We start from the raw sequence: 26,447 nt of genomic DNA on the forward strand, positions 1-26,447 counted from the left end.
GAACAATCGTTAAATATTGGTGAATCAAAGTTAGTAGGGCTGTATCTGTGCAGCAATCTGCGAGCAACGCTCACAGTCATTAAATCATTGCAAGAAAGTTAAAGCAGTTGATCGTAATTTGGCACACTTACTGATGCAATCTAGAGCATCTTTGCGATCAACCTCCAGCCCTGGATATCGCGCCGCAACAGCATATTGAGTCAAAAAGGCTAAGTCCTGGGTGTTAATTTGCCAGTTTGGATAACTGGAACTGAGCATTCGATCGAGTGTCGATAAGTCATGGCTGTAGGGCGGCACAACTTCAGCTTGAATTAAGAGTGCTTTCATCAACTTTTCAATACATTGTTGTGCATGAAAGCAAATTGATCCGTAGCTATCTAAATCTGACTGAATGAGAAGGTTTACAATTTGCCAATCTTCTTCAGATCGCTTTAGCCACTCTTGAAGAACTTGCGTCATAAAGAACCTTGCCTTGATCAATTGCCACTCGTACTAGCGGATCAAACTGTTGATATCGCCATCGAATTTCATAAGAGGTTTTGACAATAAAATCTACTGGAAATTCTGGCTTTGTTGCTTGCCAAAGCTCCACTGCTAAATCGATCGCCCGTTCCTCAAAGTCCATGATGATTAATAAGTCTAGATCACTCCACTCGTGGGGCTGACCGTAGGCATAGGAACCAAACAAGATAATTTTTTCAGGTTGAAACTGCTCAACAATAGTCTGGCAAATTTCTGAAATCTGTTGATCGGTAATCAGACGAATCGATGAATTAATCATTCAACACTCCTGGTAAAAATAGAGTGATTGATTGTCTTGCTCTCAGGCTTTGTTACAAGGGACTTAAGCCCCTTACCCTCATGACTTCGTGTCGGTGGACTTTGACTATTCTTCAAACATAATTCCTTCATAGAATTCCTCGATCGCCACGGTTAGCCCAATACTTTGCAGTTCAACCTGATCGCCCGATCGATAGCTCAAAATCACCCAATTTCCCGCACTATTCTTGTGGTAGATATCAACCGCCACCTCTTCGGAACTAACTAACACGTAGTCAATCAAATTTGGATTGCGGCGATATTTTTCAAACTTTTTCCAGCGATCGTAGGACTCAGTACTGGGGGAGAGAACTTCAACAATCAAGCAAGGATAAGTACTGTGAAGGGGAGTTTTCTGGTCTCGATCATCGCAAGTCACGCTGAGATCTGGATAGGTATAGTTAGATGTATTAAGAATGTTGATCTTTACATCAGAATTAAAAACTCGGCATTGACCACCTCGTAAATGAGGCTTGATGATCATGAGAATGTTGCTAGCGATCTCGCTGTGGTTTTTTGTGCCGCCAGTCATGGCGTAGACATGCCCATCGATTAGCTCATGCCGTTCGAGCTGTTGGGCTTCCCACTCAAAATAGGCTTCCGGTGTGAAATGGGGCTGATTCTCTCTGGCGGCAACCATTCTTTTTCCTCTGGTATTTTCGAGCTAATTCTATTGTGCTTCAGGTCGATGAGAAAAACATCAGTCAAGCGGCTAACTAGCTTCTGAAGAGGCGGCTGTATTGGGTTTCGTGCGTCATGCTGGCGATCGAGAGGCCCCAACCACAAGCAAACCAATCATCATCCGTATCAGCGGTGGCGAGTTGCTGAATTTCAGTGATGGCGGCGGTTAAATCGGGCCATAAATTGAGTAATGTTTGCTGACCTTGGGTTTGACCGATCGGGATGGAACGAACCCCAGCGCTCACCAAATTGCTGGCCCAAGATTGTAGATAGGCGGTCAACATTTCCGCGTGGCTCAGTTGCCAATGGGCAGCCAAACTGGCAAAGGCGATCGCATAGTTCACCGGTTGCAGATTCAGCGTCACTAAGGTGGTATCGGCTGGGTTGAGATCCTTGGCCAAGGTGACCAACGATCGCCCCATTTGCCAACTTTGTAACCGCAATTCTTCCGTTTCTCGCAAGGCCGAAATCCATTGATTCCAGTGGTGAATAGAGTCTCGATCGCCCTGATCGATCGCCTGTCGCGCCTTCAGCAGGACCGCCGCTTCCAGGCGAATGCTGCCCACCCGTAACTCCTGTCGCAACCAGTCGGTCAAATCGGCAGCCGATCGCACTTGGCCCTTGTCCACCAAGGTTTCGATCGCCTCGGAATAGCTAAAGGCTCCCACGGGCAAGGCCGGGCTAGCCAATTGCAACAGGGCAAGCGATCGGGACAGTGGCTCACTCATGGTGGTGGGAATGGGCGTGGTCGTGATGATGGTTGTGGGCGTGATGGGTGCGATCGACCGTTGAATAGGCTCCCGGATCCGGCACAAAGGGGGCGATTTCCTCAATCACTTGGAGGCCGCGTCGTTCCAGCAAATCCTTCAGGGTTGGATCCGGCGCGAGCCGCAAATAATCGATCGTGATTTCCAGGGGCGCATGGCGGTTGCCCAAATGATAGGCCGCTTGCAACAGGGACAGCCGATCGGGCGATCGCACCGTCAGCACCGGTTCCGGTTGCGCCACCACCCGGCAACAGTCTCCCTGGGCGGTGCGCAGTCGATCGCCCGGCCGCAGCACTGTGCCCCGGGCCAGTTGCAACCAAGCCACCGTCCCATCATCAAGGGTGACCTGTCGGCGCACCTTCACCCGATCCTCGGCCACCAAGGCCAACTGGCGCAGGCCATGATCGGCAGCGGCGGCATCAAGGGCGGCGGCATCCTGGGTTTGGGTCTCGGGCTGTTCCGGGCGATCGACCTGAGTGAACACCCAGTGAGGCGGAATGGTGGACTCGGTTGGGTAATTGGGTTGTTGGGTCAAATTTCCCGAAGTCACAGGGCTGCTCCATCAAAACTGGCTGCTTTATTCTCATTGTCTTACTCGATCGGGTTTCTCCTTGACTCTGTAGCTTACTAGAGAGAATAGAGTTGAATTATTAGTCAAACTTGCCATCGAAACGAGACGCACTCGTTAACCAGCTTGCACGCCTCTATCTGCATCTCCTGAAGTGGCACTATCAAGCTCACAGGCGATCGCGCTCATGGTCAATTTCGATCAAAAATGCACGGATCGAGATTGAAGACCTGCTAACCGATAATCCCAGCCTGCAAGCTCGACTCTCGGAGTTCGTTGATAAAGCCTATGCGAAGGCTCGCAGGCAGGCAGAAGCTGAAACCGATCTGCCGATCGACCAGTTCCCAACCGCCCCAGTCTTGAACTTTGAACAGGCTATGACTGTAGATTTTGCGGAATGGAGCGATCGCCCATAATCGCCCATAACGTTAATTTCTGAATTGATTCCTGGTATGAGTAGATCATCCCTAGGGGGTGTCGTCAAATTAGCTGAAACCTGGATTCCATCGGGACGAGATCATGGGGGGGCAAGGGGCTTAAGCCCCTTGTCTGGGGTGGTTAGGGTATGGAAGATCAACTATTTTTACTGGATCCCAGGAAATGACGACAGGCCCTAAGGTTTCAGTCATCATTCCGGCCTATAACGCGGCGGCCACTTTGCCCGAAACCCTCGCCGCCTTGCGATCGCAGACTTGGACAGATTGGGAAGCGATCGTGGTGGATGATGGCTCCACGGATCAGACGGGGGAGATTGCCCTGCAAACGGCTGATCCGCGAATTCGGGTGTTGCGACAGACCAACGGGGGTCAGGCGATCGCCCGAAATTGCGGCTTGGCGGCGGCTCGGGGATCCCTGATTGCCTTTTTGGATGCGGATGATTGGTGGACTCCAACGGCCTTGGCCGATCGGGTGGCTGCCTTGGCGGACAACCCGGCCGCTGTGTTGGCCTACAGTTGGACGGACTATGTGGATGATGACAATCAACTGCGTCACCCGGGCTTTCGCGATCGCCATCAGGGCCAGGTGTTCACCGCCCTGTTGCTGAATAATTTCATTGAAAATGGCTCCAATCCCCTGATTCGTCGATCGGCCCTGGAGCAGGTGGGGGGCTTCCAAACGGAACTCATTCCGGCGGAAGACTGGGATTTGTGGTTGCGCCTGGCTGGGTTGGGTGAATTTGTGCTGATTCCCGAGGCCCAAGTGCGCTACCGGGTTTCGGATCGATCGTCCTCGGCCAATTTGCGGCGGCTAGAGCGGGCTTGTAATGCGGTGTTAGAGTGCCATTTGGCCAAGGCGGGGCCAAGGTCTCAGGCTTTGGGGCGATCGGCGCGATCGCGGTTTTACAAAGGATTAGCCTGCAAAGCCCTGACGGCGGGGCCGCGCGATCGGGGGCGTGGGTGGCGATCGGCTCGGTTGCTGTTGCTGGCCCTGTGGTTTGGGCCGCACCTGTGGCGAGAATGGCGATTTTTGGCAATCCTCAGCGGCAAGATTGGCCTCACGATCCTCTTGGGGCCAACGCGGTTCGATCGCCTGTGGTCGCGATCGGGTTTGTCCAGATTCAGCTAACTCAAATCCGCAAGACCCAACAACCTTCTTCTCCTAGGGTGTGTCGTCAAATCGCCTGAAACCCTGATTCCGCCGTTAGTAGATCGTGGGGGACAAGATGCTCAAGCCCCTTGTTACAACGACTGGGACATGGAAAATCAACTGTTTCCGTCTGATCCTAGGAAATGACGACAAGCCCTAAGAGGATGTCTGAAAAGCCAAAATCGATACTCTGCACGCCCCATCGATCGACGAAGACAAGGGGCTTAAGCCCCTTGCCCCCACGACTATTGGTGCATTGCCCGTGCCAAAAGACACTTTTCAGACATCCTCTAAGCACTTAAGGACGTGGCGCGAGTTTCAATGGCCGCCAGTCGATCGAGCAGCGAAATCGACACATCGTAGGCCGCGCGATAGTCGGTTTGGCGGCTGGCCTGTTGGGAAATGGACTGATCGGGCAGTAATTCATCAATCAGCTCACTGGCCAAAATCTCCAGCATTTCCGCCAACTGTTTCACCTGTGGATAAACCGCGCGGGAAATGGAGGTTTGCGCCTCATCGCGATCGCCCTTTTTGCCCGATCGGGGTTTGAACTCCAGCCCCCCGGTGGCATCCTCCAACAACTCCAGCGTGGCCAGCAACTGCATGGTGGCTCGATAGGCCTCCTTCAGGGACTCGTATTCCTCCTGGGGCGACTCCACCAACCCATCCGCCAACAGCGCCAACGTGCCAATCACCGCATTCAACCGCAACCGTCCCTCATAGGACAACCGCTCCACCAATACCGCCGATCGCATCCGAATTTGTTCAATCAGGGGATGTCGCTCATCCTCCCAATGGGATTGCTGGACTTGTTCGATCGCCTCCGCCACCCGATCGCTGACTGTCGATCGCCACACATCTTCCGCCACGTAGCGCTGAAACGCAGCCCCCTCTTGGGTGGCCGCATAGAGCGATGGCAATCGGTTCAGGGCCCAAGCCATCACACTGCCCGGATCGAAGGCAATCTTGATCCCCTCTGCTTCCAATGCGCCCAACTGGGAAATGGTTTCCTCCATCACCAGTTTTTCCATGGCGTTTTCGCAGCGGACGGGGGTTTTCGTGGCGCTTTCGGAAAACTGCACCGCGTAAAGGCGAGCATAGTAACCCCGCTTGCTCAGCAACTCCGCATGGGTTCCTACCTCCACCACTTGCCCCTTATCGAGCACGGCGATTTGGTCGGCATTTTGCACCGTGGACAGGCGGTGAGCAATCACGATCGTGGTGCGATCGCGGCTTAATTCGTTAATGGCCTGTTGCACCTGGCGCTCCGAGACCGTATCCAGGGCGCTGGTGGCCTCATCCAAAATCAAAATGTCGGGGTTGCGCAACAGGGCCCGGGCGATCGCAATTCGCTGCTGTTGGCCCCCAGACAGGCGCACCCCCCGATCGCCCAGCATGGTTTCAAACTGCTCCGGCAAATCCATGATGAAGTCATAGGCATTGGCCCGCCTGGCCGCCTCCATCACCGCCTTGTCTGTTAACTCCTCGCAGCCATAGGCAATATTGGCCCGCACCGTGTCGTTAAACAAAAAGGTGTCTTGGCTAACGATGCCCATGGACTGGTGCAAACTGCGGAGGGAAAACGTGCGCAAATCCTGGCCATCGATCGTGATCCGGCCGCCCGTGGGGTCATAAAACCGAATCATCAAATCCGCCAGGGTGGACTTGCCGGCCCCTGAGGAACCAACCAGGGCCAGGGTTGTCCCCCGAGGAATGCGCAAACTGACCCGATCGAGCACCCGGCTTTTGTCGCGGCTGGGGTAAGCAAAGGACACATTTTCAAATCGAATTTCTTGCCGCAGACCGGGAAAGGGCACTGCCCCATCGGGCACAAAATGTTTGCCTTGGCGGCTTAAAAAACGCACCATGGCATCCACGGCCGCCGAGCAAAGGGCTAAGTTATTGAGCGCCTTCCCAAGGGTGGTGACAAAGGCAAAAACTCGCGAAATTAAGAATAGGTAAGTTAATAGAATGGCCGCATAGGCTTCGAGGGATCCGGGAAACACAAATCGTCCAATCCAGACGATCGAGAGCAACGAAGCCACTACTAAAAATTCATTCACCGAAGCCACAAAAGAGCTGAAGGTTTGGGAATGTAAATCCACCCGTTGCCGCTTCAGCAACGTGCCCGTTAAGCGGTTATATTCCAAATCCTCGCTGCTGGTGGCCTTGATTAACCGAATCCCCCCGATCGCCTCCAGAAGTTGACTGGTGTAAAGCCGACTGAGCTGCACCCCCCGTTTGCCATATTCCTTGAGTTTTTTGGCAAATCGTTGGTTACTCAGTACCACCAACAGGGCAAAAATACTAGAAATAATCGTGAGCTGCCAGGAAATGGCCACCAATAAACCAATGAAGGTGAGCAAGGTGACCATCGTGGCCACAATTTGCACCACGGTGTTGATTGTGCCCACGGCTCCGCTCATTTCCGAGCCAAGGCGTTGAATTAAATCGCCAGCTTTGGTGCGGCTATAAAAATCCAAACCCACCCCGAGGAGCATCCGAATTCCTTGAAATGTGCCGTCATTGACCAGGGCCCGGGACAAGTGCCCCCCAACGGCAGTGCTCAAAAAAGCCAGGACGTTTTTAATCAGAATGGCTCCCACAATGGTGGCCACCATGGCAGCACCCCGCTGCTCTTCGGGCAATGCATCAAAGGTGGAAAGGAGGTTACGCACCAGTTCTGGGGCATCGGCTCCGAGGTCAATTTTGCGACCCAAAAAAGCCAGGATGCCCGGAACCAAAAGGGCAATGCTGACACCGTTAAAGATGCCGCTCCAGAAACTTAGAATCACAGTCCCAAGAATCCAAAGCCAATTGCGAAGGGCAATGGCAAATAGTAAACGGTTGCTGGGCGAAAGTTTCATGCCAAGGGGGCCAATCAACAGCGATTGAACAGGAATTGAACAGGGGCTAGACAATGATCAAACAGTGATCAAACAGTGATTACTTTGCTGCGGCTGACTGGCGGTTTCCTCGGGGTACTCTGTTGAAATCGTGACAGAAAAGGCAGGATCTAGGCGGCCCAGTTGGAGGTAAGTATTGTTACAGGGACGGCTTGAGGCAGGGAAACAGAAAAGCGGCGCGATCGAGTCCTGCGATCAAAGTATCGCGAAACGTTCAGGGGCTGTGGCCGACGCGCCAATATCTTTTCGCCAATTCTCGCCAATTTTCGCCAATATTTTCTATTGAATGACAATTGAATGGCGATTGGCGGGCGATCGCCCTGGGAAATCCCGAAGCGGCGTGACCCGTCTTGAAGAGGAGATTACGCTCGTGCTTCTGGACGCTGGCCATGCCCACTTTGCTGCCTATCCTGTCAAGTTTTGCCGATTCCGGTTCGTCCTTGCTGGAGGTGCCGGGGGTTGCTCGGTCTGCCCGTCGATCGAGCCAGAGTTTGACCGATCGCCCTCGGGCCAGACGCTCGATCGCCCGTTCCGCTGCGGCCGGCAGTTGGAACCAAGAGCTATATCAACGGTTGCGGCTGTCCCTGGGATTGGGGTTGCGGCGGCAGGTGTTTTTGGTGGTTTGTGATGATTTGCCCCTGCGCGATCGGCTGGCGGGACGGTTGGCCCAGGAGTTGCCCGCGCCGCAGCTCACCACCTTGCGCCTGGAACCCCATCAACCCACCCTCTCCGGGGCGATCGAGTCCCTTTCCGAAACCACGGTGCAACTGTTGGGGGTGGAACAACTGACCCGGCAGGCGGCCCGACTGCAACGGCAATTTTTAGCGGAATTGGAAGCGTTGGCCAGCAATTGGGCCCATGGGAATTTGAGTTTGTTGTTGTGGGTTCCCCGCCCTTGGCTCTACACAATTCGGGAATCGGCTCCGCAGTTTTGGGCCTGTTGTACGGGCACGTTTGAGTTTGAAGGCCAGCCAGCGGTGTTGCTGAATCCCTTGTCGGGAGCCGATCGGGCTGGATCTTGGATTGGTGGGCGCGATCGGGGACGGCCGACCCTGACGGTGTTGCCCCGACCCCACGAAGGAGCCAAGCCGATTGTGCCGCCCTGTCCGCCTGCGCCGACGGTTTGGGAGCGGTGGGTGATGGAAGCCACGGCGGCCCGCGCCAAAGCTGCGGCCAAGGGGGTGACGGCGGAAGTGGCCCGGGCCAGCTTGGAAACGGCGGCCCAATGCTATCAACGGGCGATCGACTGGGTGCAAACCCACGGAGAGCCGGCCGCCCTGCGATCGCTGTACTACGACCTGGGCGGAGTTTATGGCGATTGGGTGCGCTGGGGCGATCCGGCCGAGGCTTGGGAGCGGGCGGTGTTGGCCTACCGAGCGGCGATCGGGGATGGTTCCGGCGGCGATCGGGCTTGGCGAGTGGCGGCGCGAAATAATTTGGGTACGGCCCTTTGGAGTTGGGCCCGCTATGGCGACTCGGTGACCCGGTTGCAGGGGGCGATCGACAGTTACCGAGCGGCTTTGGCGGAATATGCAGAATCTTTGGGGACTGAACCGGCCGCCGGGCGATCGCATCCCGGTGACGATCGCCTGCAACCCGACCTGCTCTACGGTACGGTGCAGGCGAATTTGGGAACCGCTTACCTAAACTTGGCTCAAGTGGATGTCCAAGAACAGTGGTTGCTGCTGGCCGCCAGCGCCTTTGAAGCGGCCTTGCCCTATCGCAACCCGGCCGATCGCCCCGCCGCCTATGCGGCCACCCAAAACAACCTGGGCACAACCTATTGGCAACTGGGGCGACAACTGCAACCGCTGGATCCTCAGCGGCGGCGAGACTGCTGGCAACGGGCGGCCCAAGCCTATGCCCAAGCTTTGGCTATTGATCCCGCTATTCCTCTTGGGTTCGATCGCGCCGCCGCCGCCAGCCAACTGGCCTGGATTTACCTACAGTTGGGCATCGATTCTTACTTGCCCTTGACGGGGAGCGATCGGGCAGTCCAGCTCGATCGGGCCCTTGCGACCTATGTGCAGATTCTGACCGCCCATGGGGATCAGCCCCCCCTGCGCGATCGGGCCCTCAGCGGGGCGATCGCCACCATTCGCGCCATCTATCAACACCTGGGCCTTGAGGGCCAAAGCCGCGCTCTCTCCAGCATTCCCGGCCAATGGCTACCGGCCGTGATCGATCGCCTCACCCACTAAGCATTTGCCCTGCTGCTCCGAGCACCCCAGCACCAGAGCACCCACCCACCAGAGCACCCCAGCACCAGACAAGGGGTTTAAACCCCTTGCCCCCAAGGATCCTGTGATCCCTGGGGATCTCGCAGTGGATGCGGGATCAGATCGCCCTGGCCAGCCCAAAAAAAATGCGCCAAACCCAGGGGATGCTGTCCCGAAGTTTGGCGCTTCAACCATTCGTTATCAATCAGTTCTGAAGAAGCTCTGGATTAGAGGAGTCGCTTTGAAGTTCAAAACGCAACCCTACCCGATCGGCACATAAACGATTGCTAGACGATGGCGGTGCGAGGAGTGGAAACTAGTTTTGGCACACCAATTTTTAGCACATTGCGGCCCGAGTCTTGCGAAATTGCAGGTCTCCTTTGGGCGCGCGCTCTGTCAAAAACTGGGTGAGTTCAATGCACCCTGAATGACCAGGTAGTTTCAAAATCGGGCGATCGCCCCTTACATTGCGCCCAGATAGGACAAGCCCAAGATTGTCCCTAACCCGAGAATGTGGCCAAAGCTTGTGGTGGCCAGCAGGGCCGGGAAGCCCATCCCACCGAACAAAGCGGGCGAGGGCAGGGCCGGAGCCGCGCTGGGATACTTGATCGAGTATTTGCCGATGGCGATCGCCAGCACATTGCAAGCAATCATCACCGCACCCACCTTCGGACTCCATTCGAGGGTCGTGGGTACAGCCGCCAGCAGGGACAAAGAAACGTTCAACATAGATTCTGAAGGGGTGAAACGCCCGAAACACAGCAAATTTGAGGCTATCTTGAACCGAAACCTTGGGGAACGGTGGAGTTTGTTTGCAAGATTTAACGTTTCTTTGAAGAGTTCCAGCAATCCCTTAAGCGGCCCTGCGAATCTTGTGATCCCCTAGACCGATCGCCCGAGATCGCCCGAGATCGCCCGATCGCCCGCCCCCAGCCGCGCCCCCGACCGGTTTGGCTTCCCGATCCCCACGAAGGACAACCCCGCGTGGCACAATAGCCCCCGGATTCCCCATTCGCTTCAGTTCCCCATTAACAGGCTCAAGGCGCGATCGACCATGCAAGTCGTTAACCAATGGTTCACCCTCGGGCGCAACACCCTGCGCGATCGCCCCAATCTGCGCCATGTTTGCATCGTGGCCGCCCTGTTCGGCGCAGTGACCCTCATCCTGGGTTTGCACCGCTACTTCACACTCTACGCTTCCTACGACCAGGGCATCTTTAACCAAGTTTTTTGGAATAACCTGCACGGGCGCTGGTTTGAAAGTTCCCTGTCCTCCTCCCTCTCCAGCGCCGTCAAACAAGATGGGCAAGCCGCCGAAGTGTTCTATCGCCGTCTGGGGCAACACTTCACCCCCGCCTTGCTCCTGTGGCTGCCGATTTATGCCCTCCATTCCCAGGCGGTCACCCTGGTGTTTTTGCAAGTGGGGCTAATTACCGCTGCTGGTTTTGTGCTGTATGCCCTGGCCCGGCAACACCTCAGTGGCCCCGTTTCCGCTTGGATTGTCACGGGCTACTATGCCGCCAACGCCGTCATTGGCCCCACCTTTTCCAACTTCCACGACCTGTGCCAAATTCCACTCTTTTTCTTCACCATTTTGCTGGCCATGGAAAGGCGGATTTGGTGGTTGTTTTGGCTGGTGGCAGGTCTCAGTTTATTGGTTCGTGAAGATCAAGGAATTGGGTTATTTGGCATCGGGGCTTATATGGTCTTGAGTCGCCGGTTTCCATCCCAAGGATTGGGGCTTTGCACCCTGTCGTTTCTGTATGTGGTGACCTGTACCAATGTATTCATGCCCTTCTTTTCGCCAGATATTTCCAAACGATTCATGATTGAGCGTTTTGGACAATATGTGGGTGAAGAGGAAGCTTCCTCGATCGACATTTTGAAAGCCATGCTGACCCAGCCTTGGCTATTGATTTGGGAGCTGGTGAATCCGCCCTTTGAAACCTTGAAATATTTAGCAGGTCATTGGTTGCCTTTGGCTTTTGTGCCGGCCCTGTCTCCCGCCAGTTGGATTATTTCGGGGTTTGGATTGCTGAAGATTTTCTTGCAGCAAGGGGAATCGGCCCTGTCTATTAACATTCGCTACGCGATCACGATCGTGCCGGGGATGTTTTATGGGGCGATTTTGTGGTGGAAGTCCCATGGCGATCGATTCAAACAACCGAAGTTTCGGCGGTTTTGGGCCGCTTGCATTGCCCTCTCGTTGCTGTTTTCCTTCACGTCTAATCCCCATCGGGTTTTATATTTTCTAATTCCTGATTCGGTGCAGCCTTGGGTTTATGTGTCGCTGCCGGAACAGTGGAACCATGTGGGTCATGTGCGCAAGGTGCTCGCGCAAATTCCTGAAGATGCGAGCGTTGCGGCCACAACTTATTTAGTTCCACCCCTGTCCAGCCGCCGAGCGATTATTCGCCTTCCTTGGACGGAAATTCGTCGTGATAATCAACAGGTTTATTCCGCTGATTATTTGCTGGCCGATACTTGGCATTTAGCCCGCTATCAGGTGGCTTTCAGTAAGGAACGGGGTGAATTGCGGGAGTTTGTGCCCTTAGCCGATCGCGTGCTGGCCCAAGGCTACTATGGGGTGCAAATGGTGGAAGATGGGGTGGTTTTGCTGAAGCTGAATACGGCTTCGGATCCGGCGGCTTTGGCTGCTTGGAATCAACGGCGATCGGAGCTATTGCCGCTGATTCAACCCACCCAATCTTAAAGGATGTCTGAAAGGAAGGATGTCTGAAAAGTGTCTGGAAGCACTGGTCAAATGCCAGTCGTCGCAGGGGCAAGGGAACACCAGCAGTCGGGGAACAAGGGAACACCAGCGGTCGGGGAACAAGAGAACACCAGCGGTCGGGGAACAAGAGAACACCAGCAGTCGGGGAACAAGAGAACACCAGCAGTCGGGGAGCAAGGGGCTTAAGCCCCTTGTCTTGGTTGACTTGTGTTCGTTGCCTTGTCTTCGTTGATTAATTGGGTCAGTTGCGGATCACTTTTGGCGGTTCAGACATTCTCAACGATGGCTGAGTTAGGGATGCAAATACAGGAGGAAAATCGATGGCAATTCGGATTGGTAATGGCTATGACATTCATCGCCTGGGGCCCGATCGGGACTTGATTTTGGGCGGTATCAAAATCGATCATGAACTGGGTTTGGAAGGCCACAGCGATGCGGATGTGCTGACCCACGCAATTATGGATGCGATGTTGGGGGCCCTCAGCCTGGGCGATATTGGTCACTACTTTCCGCCCACGGATCCCCAATGGAAGGGAGCAGACAGCCTGAAGCTTCTGGCTCAGGTCAACCAACTCCTGCGCGATCGGGGTTGGCAAGTCAGCAATATTGATTCCGTGGTGGTGGCGGAACGGCCCAAGCTGAAACCCCACATCAACGCCATGCGATCGCGCCTTGCGGAAGTTTTGGGCATTGAACCCGATCGCGTTGGCGTGAAGGCTACCACCAACGAAAAATTGGGCCCCACGGGACGCGAGGAGGGCATCTGTGCCTATGCCGTGGCTCTCTTGGAAACCGTTGCTTAGGGGATGTCTGAGGCCGGTTGTGATGGCTAGCGGGGATTGGCGGGCGCTGCGTTGGGGCTGGGGTTGGGCTGAATTTGGGGTTGGGCTGGCTGGAACGGTTTTTGCTTGCTGTCCATGATCGGCCGCACCAGGGCAAAGCTAATGCCAAAGGCCGTCATGGCAATCAGGGCGATCGCCAAAATGGGCCAAATGCCAGAGCTGGACTCGCCGGAGCCGCCGTTGGGGGTCGATCGCCCAAAGTTGCCCAAGCCTCCCAGCCGGGTCGGTTGCGGTTCGTTGGCGGCTCCATAAAATTCCGCCATGGGTTCCAAGTCCGGCAAGGCGTTCCAATCACTCACGGCCGCTTGCTGGAACGGATCTCCCGCGATCGGGGCGTTGGGGGCCAAAGCGGGCTGCGGCGGCCTGGCCACCATCGGCGGCGGCGGGGCGATCGGGGCGCTGGGTGCAACACTCAAGGGATTGGGATCTAAGGGGCGTGGGGCATCCTGGGGCGTGGCATTGGCCCGCAGGGTGGCCACGGCTTCCGCCAAGGCATCCAAGTCCGATCGCAGGCGATCGCGCTGCTGGGTCAGTTGGGCATTGTGCTTTTGCACTGCTTCCAACATGGCGCGGGTAGCTTGCAGTTCCGAAGCCAATTGGCGATAAACCGCCACGGGAATTGTGCCTTGGGAACCGCTTGGCCCGGACGACACAAGGGACTTCGGCGAAACGTTGCTATCCATAGCTCAACCCAACCCAACGTTGAATAACGGCAAAGACTCCCGGCCATTATCAACGATCGCCCTTAGGATCGACTCCCCAATCTGGGTTGCGAACTCACGTGATCTGGATTTCCCGATCGGGACTGGCTCGATCGCGCGGCCGATCGCCCGTGGCCTAAATGGGGCTGGTTGGCTGGAGTGAATCCATCAAGTTTTGTAAACTGTTCTCCAGTCTCGCAACCTCACAGAGCCACAGCCATGAGCCAAGCCACCGCCGACACCGCCCACGAACCCGTGAAGTACGGTGAGCGCCAAATCGAAGAAGGACAACTGATCACCTTCCCCAATCCGCGGCCGGGTCGGATCTATCATGTGCAAATTAGCTTGCCGGAATTTACCTGCAAATGCCCCTTTTCCGGCTATCCCGACTTTGCCAAAATTTCGATCGACTATGTGCCCGATCAAAAAATTGTGGAACTGAAGGCGATCAAGCTCTATATCAACAGCTACCGCGATCGCTACATTTCCCACGAAGAATCCATTAACCAAATTTTGGACGACTTTGTGGCAGCCGCCGATCCGTTGGAAGCGACGATCGTGGGTGATTTTAACCCCCGTGGCAATGTCCACACCGTGGTGGAAGTGCGCCACCAAAAACCCGCCCAAGCCTAGCCCCATTTCGGAGTCGATCGCGTGAGCCAACCCTGGCGACAAATTACCCAACAACCCTGGGGATCCATGGCCGGTGCGGCGGCCCTCAGCCTCGCCCTGGCCATGGCGATCGACCAAGGGGTAATTATCTTGGCCGAAGCCTGGCCGCCCCTCGCAGCGGGGTTGATGGGGTTGGGATCCTGGTCAATTTTTTTAATCCTGGCGATCGGGCTGGGCTTGGGAGCCTTGGCGGTGCATTGTGCCGAGCGGCTGTTTCCGCAAGTGCGACTCAATGGGGGCAGCCTGTGGACGTTGGTGGCCTGTGTGGGGGGCGAACTGGGTCTTTTGAGCCTGCTGCCGTTGCCGGTGTTGCTGATTTCCTTCAGCGAGCCGATGGTGATGGCAATTTTAGTCGGTGTGTTTTGGCGGGGCCGTGCCCACTGGCAACGCTTTTAACCGAACTGGCGACCGGCCCTCAGTCTCCACAAATACTAGTGTTTTGCCAGTATCCCAAGTAACCTCTCAGACATCCTCTAAGTTCTTGGATCCGTTTTCCAAAGCACCATAAAAGCACCACTACTATTGGTCAGCTTCACAAGGCTAAAAAAGAAAGTAATGCCACCGGTATTTTTAGCCATAAACAATTTAGAGCTACCGTAGTTGGGATCCATTTCCGTGACTTCAAATCCCAGTTTTTGCGATAGGGTTGGCTCAATGTAGTCCGAGTAGGCGGCACTGGCAGACATTTGAGGAATCGCCAACGAGGCAAAGGCCCCGCGATCGACCAAAATTTGGCCATCGGCTCCCACAAAATCACTATAAATTCCCTCAGGAATGGTTTCAGGAATACTGACCATAAATTCCTGAAGCGTGGCTTCATCATTAGTGCCACTTTCCAGCAATTTAGCCAGAATTTCTTTGCTTAATTCATCCACCAATCCCTTGCCGCTGCCGGTGCTGTCGCCGCCCGCCTGATTCACGGGGGGCGTGTTGACCGGTGGCGTATTGGCTAAGGGATCTTCGCCTTGGGGATCGGGCTTGGGAGTGGGTTCAGGCTTTGCGGTGGGGGTGGGCTTGGCTGGTTCCGTGGGTTTGGGTTTGGGCGGCGTGGCTACCAACGCGGGCGATCGCCTGGGGGGCGTGGCTTTGGGTTTTTGGGGTTTGGGTTTTTGGGGTTTGGGCTTGGCGTTTTTGGGTTTTTGAGGCTTGGGTTTTGGCGGCGCGGCGCTTAATTGGGAAACCTTAATCACTTCCTTGGGGGGCTGTTTTTCGGTTTCAGTGCGATCGGGCGTGGGCAACATCAACACCGCCACATGCAGCCCGATCGCCACAAACAGCAATGGCCGATTGCAAAGGTTCAGCAAATAAGGAATCGATCGCTGAATCTGTTTCCACTGGTTGGCAGCCCAGGGTAGGGAATCAAGTTTAAAGTTCAGCATTGGTGAAGAACCCATGGGAGGCGATCGTCCAAATGAGTAATGGCAACCGGTCTAAATAGCAATCAAAGTCAAAATCAAAATCAACGCTAATTAACCGTTGAGCAATGAATGCTTCGGATCTCAAAACTCTTTAGCCAACACTGCCTGATAAATAAGATTGGGTGAGTGGATCTTGTGGTTCAGCAAACAGCTTTGTCGTTCTTTGAAATTCCACAAGTTTTCCCAAATACATGAAAGCGGCATAGTCTGAAAATCGTGCTGCCTGTTGCAAGCTGTGGGTCACAATCAAAATCGTGACTTGGGCCTTCAGTTGCCGCATTAATTCTTCAATATGGGCTGTGGACATGGGATCCAACGCAGAGGTTGGCTCGTCGAATAACACTAAATCGGGGTTAGTTACGAGGGCACGAGCAATACAAAGTCGCTGTTGTTGGCCACCGGAAAGATTAAACGCTGGTTCTTTTAGGCGATCTTTCACCTCATGCCAGAGGGCGGCTGACTTGAGGGCCGCTTCCACCTTTTCATCCAAGTCCGATCGCTGAGTGCGACCCTGAACCCGTAAACCGTAGGCTACATTTTCATAAACCGATTTTGGGAAAGGATTTGGTTTTTGAAAAACCATCCCAATTCGCATCCGCACCTCGATCGGGTCAATGGTGGGACTGAGAATATTGTGTCGTTGATCTAAGAGAATTTCACCCCGATAGCGATTGTTAGGATATAGGTCATGCATTCGGTTAAAACACCGCAATAAGGTTGTTTTACCGCACCCAGATGGCCCCATGAGGGCCGTAATTTGCCGATCGGGAATCGCAAGGTTGATATCGTTCAGCACCTGGGACTGACCGTAGTAAAAATCAAGCGATCGTACTTCGGCTTTAATGGGAAATTGGCTATCAAGTCGCTGCATAGTCTCTGAGCTGCTGGTTACCATTTGATTCCTTGACGCAGACGATAGCGGAGATAAATTGCAAAGCCATTCATCAGCAAAGTCATGGTCATTAACACTGTGCCTGCCGCTGCTGCGTTGATCTGAAATTCAGGATTGGGCCGAGAAACCCAATTGAACATTTGGATTGGCATCACGGTGAAGGGAGAATTCAACCATTCCCAGGACACAAAAGGTGGTTTGCCTTGAAAAGGAGACTCGGGCAAAAAGGCAATAAAGGTTAAAGCACCAATCGTAATCAAGCTGGAGGTTTCACCAATTGCCCGCGACAAACCAATGATGGTTCCCGTCAAAATGCCCCCGATCGAGTAGGGCAAAACATGATGCCAAATGACTTGCCATTGGGTGGCTCCCACCGCATAGGCGGCCTCACGAATCATTTGCGGAATCGATCGCAAGGACTCTCGCGTGGTCACAATTACGATCGGCAAAATCAACAGCGCCAGCGTGCAACCAGCCGTTAAGACACTACGCCCAAACTTGAACTCATAAACAAACACACCCAAGGCCAAAAGTCCATAAATAATGGAAGGAACTCCAGCCAAGTTGGTGACGTTGATCTCAATCAATTCTGAAAGCCAATTCTTGTGAGCATATTCTTCCAAATAAATACCCGCGGCCACCCCGATCGGCACTGCAACAATGGCAGTAACCGAAATCACCAACAAACTGCCAACCCAAGCGGCTAAAATACCGGCGCGTTCTGGGCGACGGCTGGCAAAAGCCGTGAAAAACTCCCAGGTACTGAGTCTTGGCCAGCCACTCATGGCCATATGAATAATCAAGGCTGCCAGGGTGAACAATGCCACCAAAATTGCCACCAAGCCCATCACCATAAAGCCCAAATTCAGCAGCTTACGTTGATGGAGTTGGTGACCCAGTTGGGGTGTAATGAGGTCTGAAAACTTGGCAGCTAACATCAGTAACGCTCGCGATAACGTTTTGTCAGTAAGTGACCAATAATGTTCAGGACAAGGGTTAAAAGAACCAGCGTTAATCCTGCGGCAAAAATGGTTTGATATTGCAAAGTGCCGTGGGGCAAATCGCCCATGCTGACCTGCACAATGTAGGCCGTGATCGTGGCAGCTTGCTCAAAGGGATTGAAGGTGAGGGTGGGTTGCAAACCAGCCGCGATCGTCACGATCATGGTTTCCCCCAAGGCGCGGGATGTGCCCAAAATATAGGCGGACATAATCCCAGAAATGGCCGACGGAAACACCACTTTCAACGCCGTTTGGAGCTTGGTTGCCCCCATGGCATAGGATCCCTCGCGCAGGGTATTGGGCACGGCTTGCATGGCATCTTCACTGATGGAACTAACCAACGGAATAATGGCTAATCCCATGACTGCGCCTGCGCTGATCATGTTGAAGCCGGGGAGCCAAGGAAGCACCTGTTGCAATAGGGGCGTGACCACCAACAGGGCAAAGTAGCCATAAACAACGCTGGGCACACCGGCTAACAATTCCAGCAGCGGTTTCAGAATTTCGCGCACCATGGTGGGTGCAAATTCACTGGAATAAATGGCGATCGCAGTGCCAAAGGGAATGGCAATCAGCAAAGCCACAAAGGTGGTTGTTAAGGTTCCAGATAGCAGCGGCCAAATGCCATATTTGGGATCGCCAAACAGCGGTGTCCAGCGGGTTCCAGTAATGAATTCCCAAAGGGAAACTTGCTGAAAAAATTGTAGGGATTCACCCACCAAAACGTAAAGAATGCCGAGCAGGGTGGCGATCGAAGAGAGGGCCGCCAGCAACAGCAACAGTTCGATCGCCCGTTCAGTCCAGCGCTGTCGATCGCGCGATCGCCGCCAAGGGTTGAGGGGAGTTGAATCTCGCAAAGCCATAGGTCTTGATATCAAAGGAGCAAGCGATCGACCCCATTGGCAGACCGCTTGCCCCAGTTCACTCAGTTTGATTAGCTCAGGCGCTGGGCCACCGTCGCGATCGACCCATGATCCCCAGTGGGGTTCGATCGATCCACAGTTGCCCAGTGCCGCTTGCTATCTCAGCGATTGGGCCTACAGGCCCGCCCGCAGCGGCTTGCGGCCCACTTCCCGTTGGCTCAAGCGCTGGGTCGCCGCTCGGTAGTCCGCATCCGGCAGCGGCACGTAGTCCACTTCCCGCACCAGACGAGTTGCATTCTTCAGGTAAAACTCCGAAAACTCGCGCACCTCAGCGCGATCGAGCGCCGACTTCTTCACGTAAATGTAGATAGGGCGCGACAGCGGCGTATAGGTTCCATCATTCACCGTTGCGACGGCCGGCATCACAGCACCCTTGCCCGAGTCAATGGCCACCGCCTTCACGCGGCTCTTGTTCAGGTCATAGTAGGCGAAGCCGAAATAGCCCAAGGCGTTTTGATCGCGCGAAACGCCCTGCACCAACACGTTGTCATCTTCGCTGGGCGTGTAGTCCGTGCGGCTCTTGTTGTCCTTGCCCAAAATCACTTCATTGAAATAGTCAAACGTGCCCGAATCTGCACCGGGGCCAAACAGCGTGAACTTCACATCCGGCCAGCCGGGACGAACTTGGCTCCACTTCGTAATTTTTCCTTCGGCAGCCCCTTCCCACATGGCCTTCAATTCTGCGGTGGTCATGCTGGCGGCCCAAGTGTTGCGGGGGTTCACCACCACTGTCAGCGCATCGTAGGCAACAGGCAGCTCCACGTACTCAATTCCCTTAGCGGCGCAAGCCTGTTGCTCGCTTTCCTTAATTGGCCGCGATGCGTTGCTGATATCCAATTCACCGTTGCAGAACTTCTTGAAACCGCCGCCGGTTCCCGAGATCCCAACCGTCACCCGCACAGCTCCCCGCTTGGAAGCTTGGAACTCTTCGGCCACTGCTTCCGTAATGGGGAACACCGTGCTCGACCCATCAATGGCGATCGTGTTGTTCTGGGACTGAGCGGCTTGGGTGCCCCAGTTCGTAACAAATGCCAGCGCTGCCACTGCTCCGGCCAAAATCGCGCTCCGACGACGCAACTTCGTAGAGATCATAAACACTTCACTCCAGCACAAAGATTGATGACGAACACCAGCAACCCATCCCAAGACCCGGCCCGCAGCCGTCAGTCAATGTTCAAGCTCTGGCCCAATAGCGAAACCTTAAAACCATTGCCGATTGAAACTGCTGGCCCAGATCTTGGCCGCACTCAATTGGTGCGGAATCGATTCAGTATTTTGTGTGATGCCAACAGAGCATCGACATTGCCTTGGATTGGCTTGCGATTCATTGAAAATTTGCTGGCAGTTGGATCACCGACTCAACACTTGTCTGTCTGAAGCGGGTGATCAGAGGCAAGCAAACTTCAAGAAGTTGTTAAAAAATTCCAACTTAGCAGCCTCATTATTTCGGAAATCGGTTATTAGAAGTCTGCTATTGAATTAAGAATGGGTTAAAGAAAATTTAAATCATTCTGATTCGTTGTGAACCCCTAACAAAATGACTAAAGCTACGCAATTTTGCGTCTTATTCAAAAATTTAATTGCATTTAAACTTTTCTTAATTTAAACAAGATTGACTTTAGGCAGGAGCAATCAAAAACAGCTCTAAACGTCTAAATAAATAGCTCTGAACGTCTAAATCAATTGATCAAAGTGCTTAATTAGCTCTCAACATTCACATTTCAAGTTAAAAATCTGCAAGACAGAATAGGATCGCCTAAGTTAAGAGCATTTCACGGGCAACTATCAAAGCAGATTCGAGAGCTTCTTCCAAGACTTTTCCAAGCCAGAGCACTTCTAAAGCTTTCATACGATTCTTAGAAGGCACTTCAGAAAATATTTTAAGAGGTATTCTAGAGAGCATTTTTTCAAAAATCTCTCTTCTAAGAATTGCCAAAAAATTGCAAACTAGTTTAAGAAGTCAATTTATTTAAGAAGTCCATTTAACAGTGCTGGTAAAATTCGGATCAATTTCAATTATTTTTTATTTTATTTTCTGATTTTTCTCGCATTCATTTCTTGATTTTCCTTGCATTGGTTGATGAGTTGATCAGTGAATTGATTGATCTGTGAATCAACGACATGAATGAACTGATGAAGGATTGATGTTTTCTGATATTTTGTGATTGATTACGGACTCTGCCATCGTGCTGAACTGATCAAGCGATGGTCTTGAGTTAAGGGTGCGATCGAACCTTGCAGCTACCCAGGGATCGGTTAGGGCATCGATCGACTAACCAATGGGATGCTTGGGGCTGGTGGGGGAGATCGAGCGGGATCAATGGGAATCGGCAACGCTAAGTATCACAACGCTTTTGGGTTTTAGGGCGGCCATGTCTCAGGTTTTTGATTTGCTGGTGAAAGGGGGGCCGGTCATGTGGCCCCTGCTGGGAATGTCGATCGCGACGGTGGCCGTGACCCTGGAGCGGACGGTGTTTTGGGTGCGGTTAATGGCCCAGGAAGATCGGATTGTCCATGACGTATTGGCGGCGGCGAAGTATAGCCTAGAGGATGCGGCGATCACGGCTCGCGAGGCCCAAACCCTCCCGATCGGGCGATTTTTGTTGGCTCCCTTGATGTTGAAACAAGCCACCCCGGAAACGTTTAATTTGGCGCTGGAAACGGCCGCCGAACGGGAATTCGTGAAAATGCGACGGGGCGATAAATTGCTGGAAACGATTGTGGCCGTTGCCCCCCTGCTGGGACTGCTGGGAACGGTGACGGGGCTAATTGCCACCTTCAATAACTTGAATATTGGTGGGGGCGGCGACACCAAGGCCGCCACGGCCGCCGCAGCGGGGATCGGTGAAGCCCTGTTGACCACGGCCTTTGGCATGATTGTGGCGATTATGGCCCTGGTGGTGTTTCGGGTGTTGGTGGTGCTGCAATCTCAGCAAATCGACTATTTCACCGAGGTGGGCAGTCGCTTGGAGCTGATCTATCGCCAGGTTTGGTATGAACCCCTGTTCCCCACGCCGGACTTGCCTAGCGGTGGCGGTCGATCGCCCGGTGGTGAACGGCCAACCCATGGGTTCGACCCTTTACCCTATGCCGATCGCCCGCCGTCGTTGGTGGATTAGGAGTGGATTAGGAGTGGATTAGGAGTGGATTAGGACAGGAAACCAGGCCCCATGCGACCCAAAACCCGATCGGCCAATCAGCTCCCAGATGTCAACCTCGTGCCAATGATGGACGTGTTGATGACGGTGCTCACGTTCTTTATTTTGGTGTCGATGACCCTGACCGGGGCGCAGATGCCCAACGTGCAGTTGCCCAAGTCCAAAACCTCAGCGGCGGCGACGGTTCCCAAGGATCCGCTGCTGGTGGGACTAGACCAAAAAAAACAGATTTTGCTGAATGACAAACCGGTGACCCCGGCGGAACTGGATCAAGCCGTGGCGGACTATTTTGCCAAACAGCCGGATGGGATGGTGGTGTTGAAGGCCGATCGCACCTTGCCGTTTCGATCGATTGAAGAAGTCTTGACGCTCCTGAAAGCCGTGGGGGGCGATCGGGTCGGTCTCTCCTTCGAGCAGGGTTAGCCGGTTGGTTTTTCCGGCCGCTGCCTGTCGCTTCCGTTGATTAACCCTTGTCCTCGGCACTCTTGCCCCCCTCACCGGAGTGGATTCTCAACCATGCGATCGCGCAATCGACAGACTCACCACAAGCCCCCGGAAGTCAACCTTGTGCCGATGCTGGACGTGTTGATGACGGTGCTTACCTTTTTCATCATTTTGTCCATGGTGTTGGGCAGCCAAAACAGCTTGGAGGTGAACCTGCCCGCCAGCGGTGAGGATGCGCCTGCGGAACCCGACCAGGGGCCGCCGCCACCGCCTTTGTTGATTAAGCTGGATCGCCAGGGGCAAACGGTGGTGCTCGATCGCGCCATTCCCAAGGATCAACTCAAGGCGGATATTCAGAACTACCTCAAGAATCCCAAGGGCGTGGTGCTGATTCAGCCCGATCGCAACTTGCCCTACGAAAAGGTGTTGCAGTTGGTCAGTGAGCTGCGGGCCGCCGGCCCCGATCGGGTCACTCTGGCGATCGGGGAGGAATGGGCAACGCCTGCGGAGAATGCTCCGGAAAGCGAGGCCGCGTCGAATGCGGAAGATGCCGCCCCGGCGGAAGATGCCACCAACGATGCCCCCAACAACGAAGCCGCCGAGGCAGAAACAGCCCCAGCGGCATCGACTCCCGGCCGAGTGCTCTCGGATGTGCCGGACGTAACGAACGATTAGGGAAATCGGCCCCTAACGCCGGGCCCCCAAGAACGAGGGCGTGAGGTTCAGGTTTTCGGGCCCCCAGGTGGGAAACCAATTGGCCAGCAGCCGTTGATAGATCCAAGCGCCCCCCACCCGCATCACGATCGAGGGATGAAACAGGGCTTGGGGCGAGAGGATCATGTGCTGGATTTTCCAGACGATCTCATGGATGTCCTTGTGGGCATCGGTGAGATGCAAGACTCGCTCCAGATAAGCTTGCATCCAGCGCGTGGGGCGATCGGGTCGCGGCCCTTCGGTGGCGGGCCAACGCAGATCTTCCCCCGTGGCCATCAACCAAGGCAACTGAATCACACGGGCCAACTCTTGTCGGAACAGGTGGGTAAATTGTCCCCAATCTAGGCCCAATTCCGATTGGGCCCGATCGAGACAATCACCCAAGGTCACCGCGCCGATCGCGGCTCCGGTCATCCCCTGGCCATAGAGCGGGTTGAAGGTACAAACCGAATCCCCCAACAGGGCCAGCCCGATCGGGAACGTGGCCAACTGTTCGTAATGTCGCCAGCGGTTAGCCGTGCCCCGATAGAGCTTGATGTCTGAAATCGGCTGCGCCGAGGCGATCGCCCGCGCAATGGCCGGATCCCGCAAGCTGCGGACAAAGGCCAAAAACCCTTCCTCATCGGCCGGCGGATAGTCGCCATTAGTTCCCGAAACCGTCACCACCCAGCGGTTACCCTCCACCGGATAGAGCACCCCGGCGCGGGGTTGGTGGGGTGGCTTGGCCCACAGCAAAATTGATTTCCAGGTGTTTTCCGGATCCTGAGCCACCTGGGCCAAATAGTCGGCGGGCATTTGATACCAACGGCTGGCGTAACCCAACTTGGCATCGATCGTCACTTCTGGAACGGAGCCATAGCCCAACTGTTGCAGCCAGCGGGGCATTTGGGAATTGCGCCCCATGGCATCCACCACCAATTGGGCCCCCAAGAGGGTTTCCGTGGCCAAGGTGCTCACCAGGTTTTGGGCAGAGTTCCCTTCTAGGCGCACTCCCGTGACCCGATCGCCCGCCACCACTAACCCTTGAACCGCGACCCCCGACATAAAGATCACGTTGGGAATTGCCTGTAACCGTCGCCGCACCAGGCTTTCCAGGAGAGATCGGCTGCTGGTGCGGGTCACCAAATCCGACGAAACCCTTGGATTCCAACTGCCGAGGCCCATCATGGCGCAGTCTGCTGTCCAGTTAACCTCCACGGCTCCGGATGTGGCCAAGTCATTGGCGAATCCAGGAAAGAGCGATTCCAAAATCTGCTGTCCCCGAGCCAACAGCACATGTACGTGATCAGCCTGGGGCGTGCCAGGGCGACGATTGCACCAGGTTTCGTCCGGGGTTTCCGGTCGTTCCCAGGGGGTGGGCAGGGGATCTCGTTCTAAAACCAAGACGGTTTGGAAGCGGTCGGCCAAAACTCGGGCGGCCAACAGACCCGCCAAACTTCCGCCGAGGACAATGGCGCGATCGGGCTGCGAGTGGGTGGCCGCCGCCTGATCCATCATCGGATTCATCCACAATTGGCTATGGGCTGTAATCGATCGAAGAGTAGACAACAGCATCGGACGCACTCGCAGGGTGTAAAGCAGCGTTGCAATACACTTCGCAAAATCAAGTGCCCAATCCGGAGTTTCTCTGCTGTTCAGCCAATCCACGAACTGGAATGCGCATCTGATCAACTGCGGTATTAAAATCGGCCTAGACCCGCCATGCAAACCATGCAAACCCTGTCTCCTTCGCCTGCCCCGCTCGCTTTTCGATCGAGCCGCCCCGTTGTGGCCGCCATCGACATCGGCACAAACTCCATTCACATGGCGATTGTGCGGGTGGATCCCAGTTTGCCCGCCTTCGACATCATTTCCCGCGAGAAAAGTACGGTGCGGTTAGGTGAGCGCGATCCTAAAACCGGTGACTTGACAGAGGCGGCCATGAACCGGGCGATCGCCGCCCTGCAACGGTGCTATGACCTGGCCCTGAGCCTGCAGGTGGATGAAGTGATTGCCGTGGCCACCAGTGCCGTGCGGGAAGCTCCCAACGGCCGGGACTTTTTGCGACGGGTGGCGCGGGATGTGGGCATGAAGGTGAATGCGATCGCCGGGCCCGAAGAAGCCCGCCGCATTTATCTGGGGGTGTTGTCGGCCATGGAACTGGATGGCAAGCCCCACGCCATCATCGACATTGGCGGTGGCTCCACGGAGTTGATTCTGGGGGATGGGCGCGAACCCCTTTATCTCAGCAGCACCAAGGTGGGGGCCGTGCGGCTCACCACGGAATTTGTCCGCACCGACCCGATCACGGACATGGACTACGAGGCGCTGCGGGCCTATGCCCGGGGCATGTTGGAGCGGGCGGTGGAAGAATTGCATGGGGAACTGGCCAAACATCCCCTCGCGGATCAACTGACCCTGGTGGGCACGTCGGGCACGGCGGAATGCTTGGCGGCCATCCATGCGGCGGACACCACGGGCTATGTTCCCTCCCCGTTGCAGGGCTGTGAGTTGCCGTTGGCGGCCTTGCGAGAATGGGTTGATCGCCTGCGCCGAATGGACATTGAGGAGCGATCGGCCCTGCCGGAAATGAGCGATCGGCGGGCAGAAATTATCCTGGCCGGAGCCGTGGTGTTGCAAGAGGCCATGGATTTGTTGGGGGTCGATCGACTGGTGGTGTGCGAGCGATCGCTCCGGGAAGGCGTAATCGTTGACTGGATGTTGCAGCACCAACTGATTGACGATCGCCTGCGGTTCCAAAGCTCCGTGCGCGAACGCAGCGTTCTGGCATTGGCCAAAAAATATCAGGTGAACCTACCTTCCGCCGAGCATGTGGCCGCCATGGCTCTCACGCTGTTTGACCAAACCCAAGGTCTCTTGCACAACTGGGATGACAATAGCCGCGAGCTGTTGTGGGCCGCCGCTATCCTGCACCAATGCGGCCACCACGTGGGCCACGATGCTCACCACAAACATGCCTATTACCTGATCCGCCACGGGCAACTGCTGGGCTACACGGAAACGGAAATTGAAGTGATTGCCAACCTGGCCCGCTACCACCGCAAGAGCGCTCCCAAAAAACGCCACGAGGGCTATCAGGCCCTGGCCGGCAAGCGCTATCGGCAAATGGTGGACGAGCTGAGCGCCATTTTGCGCCTGGCCGCCGCCCTCGATCGCCGTCAAATTCAAGCGGTGCGCCGGGTGCAATGCCAGTTTCGGCCCCCCAGTCGCGAATTTCGATTGCTGTTGGAACCGGCCGATCGCAACGATGACTGCGCGATCGAGCGGTGGAGTTTGGACTGTGAATGTCCGATCTTCGAGACCCAATTCAGCGTGGATCTGGTGACAATCATGGAACCTAGCGGTTGCTAGCCTTGGGGCCGCCGCAACCCATCCAACCAACCAGCCGAAAAAACCGAAAA

At 55.0% G+C, this 26,447-nt stretch carries 26 protein-coding genes; 11 read left to right on the top strand and 15 right to left on the bottom strand.

The window, feature by feature from the left end:
* Positions 1-84 precede the first annotated feature (84 nt).
* The 5 genes from AC2IAX_RS11680 to ureE all read right to left on the bottom strand — a co-directional run bounded on the left by AC2IAX_RS11680 (position 85) and on the right by ureE (position 2,817).
* Positions 85-459 (bottom strand): HEPN domain-containing protein, encoded by a 375-nt coding sequence (locus AC2IAX_RS11680; RefSeq protein WP_494387647.1) that lies wholly within the window; start codon positions 457-459, stop codon positions 85-87.
* Positions 422-781: a nucleotidyltransferase domain-containing protein gene (locus tag AC2IAX_RS11685; protein WP_494387648.1), complete on the bottom strand. Its 360-nt coding sequence runs from the start codon at positions 779-781 to the stop codon at positions 422-424. The genes AC2IAX_RS11680 and AC2IAX_RS11685 overlap by 38 nt, the downstream gene beginning before the upstream one ends.
* Positions 782-886: 105 nt before the next feature.
* Positions 887-1,459 (bottom strand): Uma2 family endonuclease, encoded by a 573-nt coding sequence (locus AC2IAX_RS11690; protein ID WP_494387649.1) that lies wholly within the window; start codon positions 1,457-1,459, stop codon positions 887-889.
* Positions 1,460-1,535: 76 nt separating this feature from the next.
* Positions 1,536-2,228 carry an urease accessory protein UreF gene (locus tag AC2IAX_RS11695; RefSeq protein ID WP_494387650.1) on the bottom strand — a complete coding sequence of 231 codons (693 nt, stop codon included), beginning with the start codon at positions 2,226-2,228 and terminating at the stop codon, positions 1,536-1,538.
* A complete protein-coding gene (gene ureE, locus AC2IAX_RS11700) occupies positions 2,221-2,817 on the bottom strand; it encodes an urease accessory protein UreE (protein ID WP_494387651.1) in 597 nt (198 codons plus the stop codon). The genes AC2IAX_RS11695 and ureE overlap by 8 nt, the downstream gene beginning before the upstream one ends.
* 110 nt (positions 2,818-2,927) lie before the next feature.
* Between ureE and AC2IAX_RS11705 the strand changes: the two genes are divergently transcribed.
* Positions 2,928-3,251, top strand: coding sequence for a DUF29 domain-containing protein (locus AC2IAX_RS11705; RefSeq protein WP_494387652.1), 324 nt, complete (start codon positions 2,928-2,930; stop codon positions 3,249-3,251).
* Between the two features lie 184 nt (positions 3,252-3,435).
* Complete coding sequence (locus tag AC2IAX_RS11710; RefSeq protein WP_494387653.1) at positions 3,436-4,401, top strand: glycosyltransferase family 2 protein; 966 nt, start codon at positions 3,436-3,438, stop codon at positions 4,399-4,401.
* 311 nt (positions 4,402-4,712) lie between these two features.
* Here the strand turns inward: AC2IAX_RS11710 and AC2IAX_RS11715 are convergent, their stop codons facing one another.
* On the bottom strand, positions 4,713-7,217 hold the full coding sequence (locus AC2IAX_RS11715; RefSeq protein WP_494387654.1) for an ATP-binding cassette domain-containing protein: 2,505 nt from the start codon (positions 7,215-7,217) through the stop codon (positions 4,713-4,715).
* 500 nt (positions 7,218-7,717) lie between these two features.
* On the opposite strand from AC2IAX_RS11715, the gene AC2IAX_RS11720 reads away from it, so the two are divergent.
* Positions 7,718-9,529, top strand: coding sequence for a hypothetical protein (locus tag AC2IAX_RS11720; RefSeq protein WP_494387655.1), 1,812 nt, complete (start codon positions 7,718-7,720; stop codon positions 9,527-9,529).
* 480 nt (positions 9,530-10,009) lie between these two features.
* Here AC2IAX_RS11720 and psaK read toward each other — a convergent pair whose 3' ends face one another.
* Positions 10,010-10,276, bottom strand: a complete 267-nt coding sequence (gene psaK / locus AC2IAX_RS11725) for a photosystem I reaction center subunit PsaK (protein WP_494387656.1) — start codon at positions 10,274-10,276, stop codon at positions 10,010-10,012.
* Between the two features lie 325 nt (positions 10,277-10,601).
* On the opposite strand from psaK, the gene AC2IAX_RS11730 reads away from it, so the two are divergent.
* Together AC2IAX_RS11730 and ispF are read left to right on the top strand one after the other, a co-directional pair.
* The gene (locus tag AC2IAX_RS11730; RefSeq protein ID WP_494387657.1) at positions 10,602-12,260 is read left to right on the top strand and encodes a DUF2079 domain-containing protein; all 1,659 of its coding nucleotides are present in this window, start codon (positions 10,602-10,604) and stop codon (positions 12,258-12,260) included.
* A gap of 341 nt (positions 12,261-12,601) precedes the next feature.
* Positions 12,602-13,084 carry a 2-C-methyl-D-erythritol 2,4-cyclodiphosphate synthase gene (gene ispF, locus AC2IAX_RS11735; protein WP_463185901.1) on the top strand — a complete coding sequence of 161 codons (483 nt, stop codon included), beginning with the start codon at positions 12,602-12,604 and terminating at the stop codon, positions 13,082-13,084.
* Between the two features lie 26 nt (positions 13,085-13,110).
* On the opposite strand, the gene AC2IAX_RS11740 is transcribed toward ispF, so the two are convergent.
* A complete protein-coding gene (locus AC2IAX_RS11740; protein WP_494387658.1) occupies positions 13,111-13,806 on the bottom strand; it encodes an FtsB family cell division protein in 696 nt (231 codons plus the stop codon).
* A 237-nt stretch (positions 13,807-14,043) separates the two neighbouring features.
* On the opposite strand from AC2IAX_RS11740, the gene queF reads away from it, so the two are divergent.
* Both queF and AC2IAX_RS11750 read left to right on the top strand, forming a co-directional pair.
* Entirely contained in the window at positions 14,044-14,457 is a 414-nt protein-coding gene (gene queF, locus AC2IAX_RS11745; RefSeq protein WP_494387659.1) for a preQ(1) synthase, read from the top strand.
* Positions 14,458-14,478: 21 nt separating this feature from the next.
* The gene (locus AC2IAX_RS11750) at positions 14,479-14,892 is read left to right on the top strand and encodes a peptide chain release factor 1 (protein ID WP_494387660.1); all 414 of its coding nucleotides are present in this window, start codon (positions 14,479-14,481) and stop codon (positions 14,890-14,892) included.
* 77 nt (positions 14,893-14,969) lie between these two features.
* Here the strand turns inward: AC2IAX_RS11750 and AC2IAX_RS11755 are convergent, their stop codons facing one another.
* From AC2IAX_RS11755 to AC2IAX_RS11780, 6 genes are all read right to left on the bottom strand, one after another.
* On the bottom strand, positions 14,970-15,890 hold the full coding sequence (locus AC2IAX_RS11755; protein ID WP_494387661.1) for a hypothetical protein: 921 nt from the start codon (positions 15,888-15,890) through the stop codon (positions 14,970-14,972).
* Positions 15,891-16,005: 115 nt separating this feature from the next.
* The gene (gene pstB, locus AC2IAX_RS11760; RefSeq protein ID WP_494387662.1) at positions 16,006-16,785 is read right to left on the bottom strand and encodes a phosphate ABC transporter ATP-binding protein PstB; all 780 of its coding nucleotides are present in this window, start codon (positions 16,783-16,785) and stop codon (positions 16,006-16,008) included.
* A gap of 17 nt (positions 16,786-16,802) precedes the next feature.
* Positions 16,803-17,744, bottom strand: a complete 942-nt coding sequence (gene pstA / locus AC2IAX_RS11765) for a phosphate ABC transporter permease PstA (RefSeq protein WP_494387663.1) — start codon at positions 17,742-17,744, stop codon at positions 16,803-16,805.
* Complete coding sequence (gene pstC / locus AC2IAX_RS11770; RefSeq protein ID WP_494387664.1) at positions 17,744-18,670, bottom strand: phosphate ABC transporter permease subunit PstC; 927 nt, start codon at positions 18,668-18,670, stop codon at positions 17,744-17,746. Before pstC ends, pstA begins: the two co-directional genes overlap by 1 nt.
* A 174-nt stretch (positions 18,671-18,844) precedes the next feature.
* Entirely contained in the window at positions 18,845-19,822 is a 978-nt protein-coding gene (locus tag AC2IAX_RS11775) for a PstS family phosphate ABC transporter substrate-binding protein (protein WP_494387665.1), read from the bottom strand.
* Between the two features lie 664 nt (positions 19,823-20,486).
* Positions 20,487-20,666, bottom strand: coding sequence for a hypothetical protein (locus tag AC2IAX_RS11780; protein WP_494387666.1), 180 nt, complete (start codon positions 20,664-20,666; stop codon positions 20,487-20,489).
* Between the two features lie 436 nt (positions 20,667-21,102).
* Between AC2IAX_RS11780 and AC2IAX_RS11785 the strand changes: the two genes are divergently transcribed.
* The 3 genes from AC2IAX_RS11785 (at position 21,103) to AC2IAX_RS11795 (ending at position 23,007) form a co-directional block, all read left to right on the top strand.
* Positions 21,103-21,849, top strand: a complete 747-nt coding sequence (locus AC2IAX_RS11785) for a MotA/TolQ/ExbB proton channel family protein (protein ID WP_494387667.1) — start codon at positions 21,103-21,105, stop codon at positions 21,847-21,849.
* Between the two features lie 51 nt (positions 21,850-21,900).
* A complete protein-coding gene (locus AC2IAX_RS11790; protein ID WP_099532368.1) occupies positions 21,901-22,311 on the top strand; it encodes an ExbD/TolR family protein in 411 nt (136 codons plus the stop codon).
* 93 nt (positions 22,312-22,404) lie between these two features.
* Positions 22,405-23,007, top strand: coding sequence for an ExbD/TolR family protein (locus AC2IAX_RS11795; protein ID WP_494387668.1), 603 nt, complete (start codon positions 22,405-22,407; stop codon positions 23,005-23,007).
* Positions 23,008-23,019: 12 nt separating this feature from the next.
* On the opposite strand, the gene AC2IAX_RS11800 is transcribed toward AC2IAX_RS11795, so the two are convergent.
* Positions 23,020-24,600, bottom strand: coding sequence for an FAD-dependent oxidoreductase (locus tag AC2IAX_RS11800; protein ID WP_494387669.1), 1,581 nt, complete (start codon positions 24,598-24,600; stop codon positions 23,020-23,022).
* 156 nt (positions 24,601-24,756) lie between these two features.
* Between AC2IAX_RS11800 and AC2IAX_RS11805 the strand changes: the two genes are divergently transcribed.
* On the top strand, positions 24,757-26,397 hold the full coding sequence (locus tag AC2IAX_RS11805; protein ID WP_494390372.1) for a Ppx/GppA phosphatase family protein: 1,641 nt from the start codon (positions 24,757-24,759) through the stop codon (positions 26,395-26,397).
* The last annotated feature ends 50 nt before the right edge of the window (positions 26,398-26,447 follow it).

The organism is Limnothrix sp. HT2024, assembly GCF_059138625.1.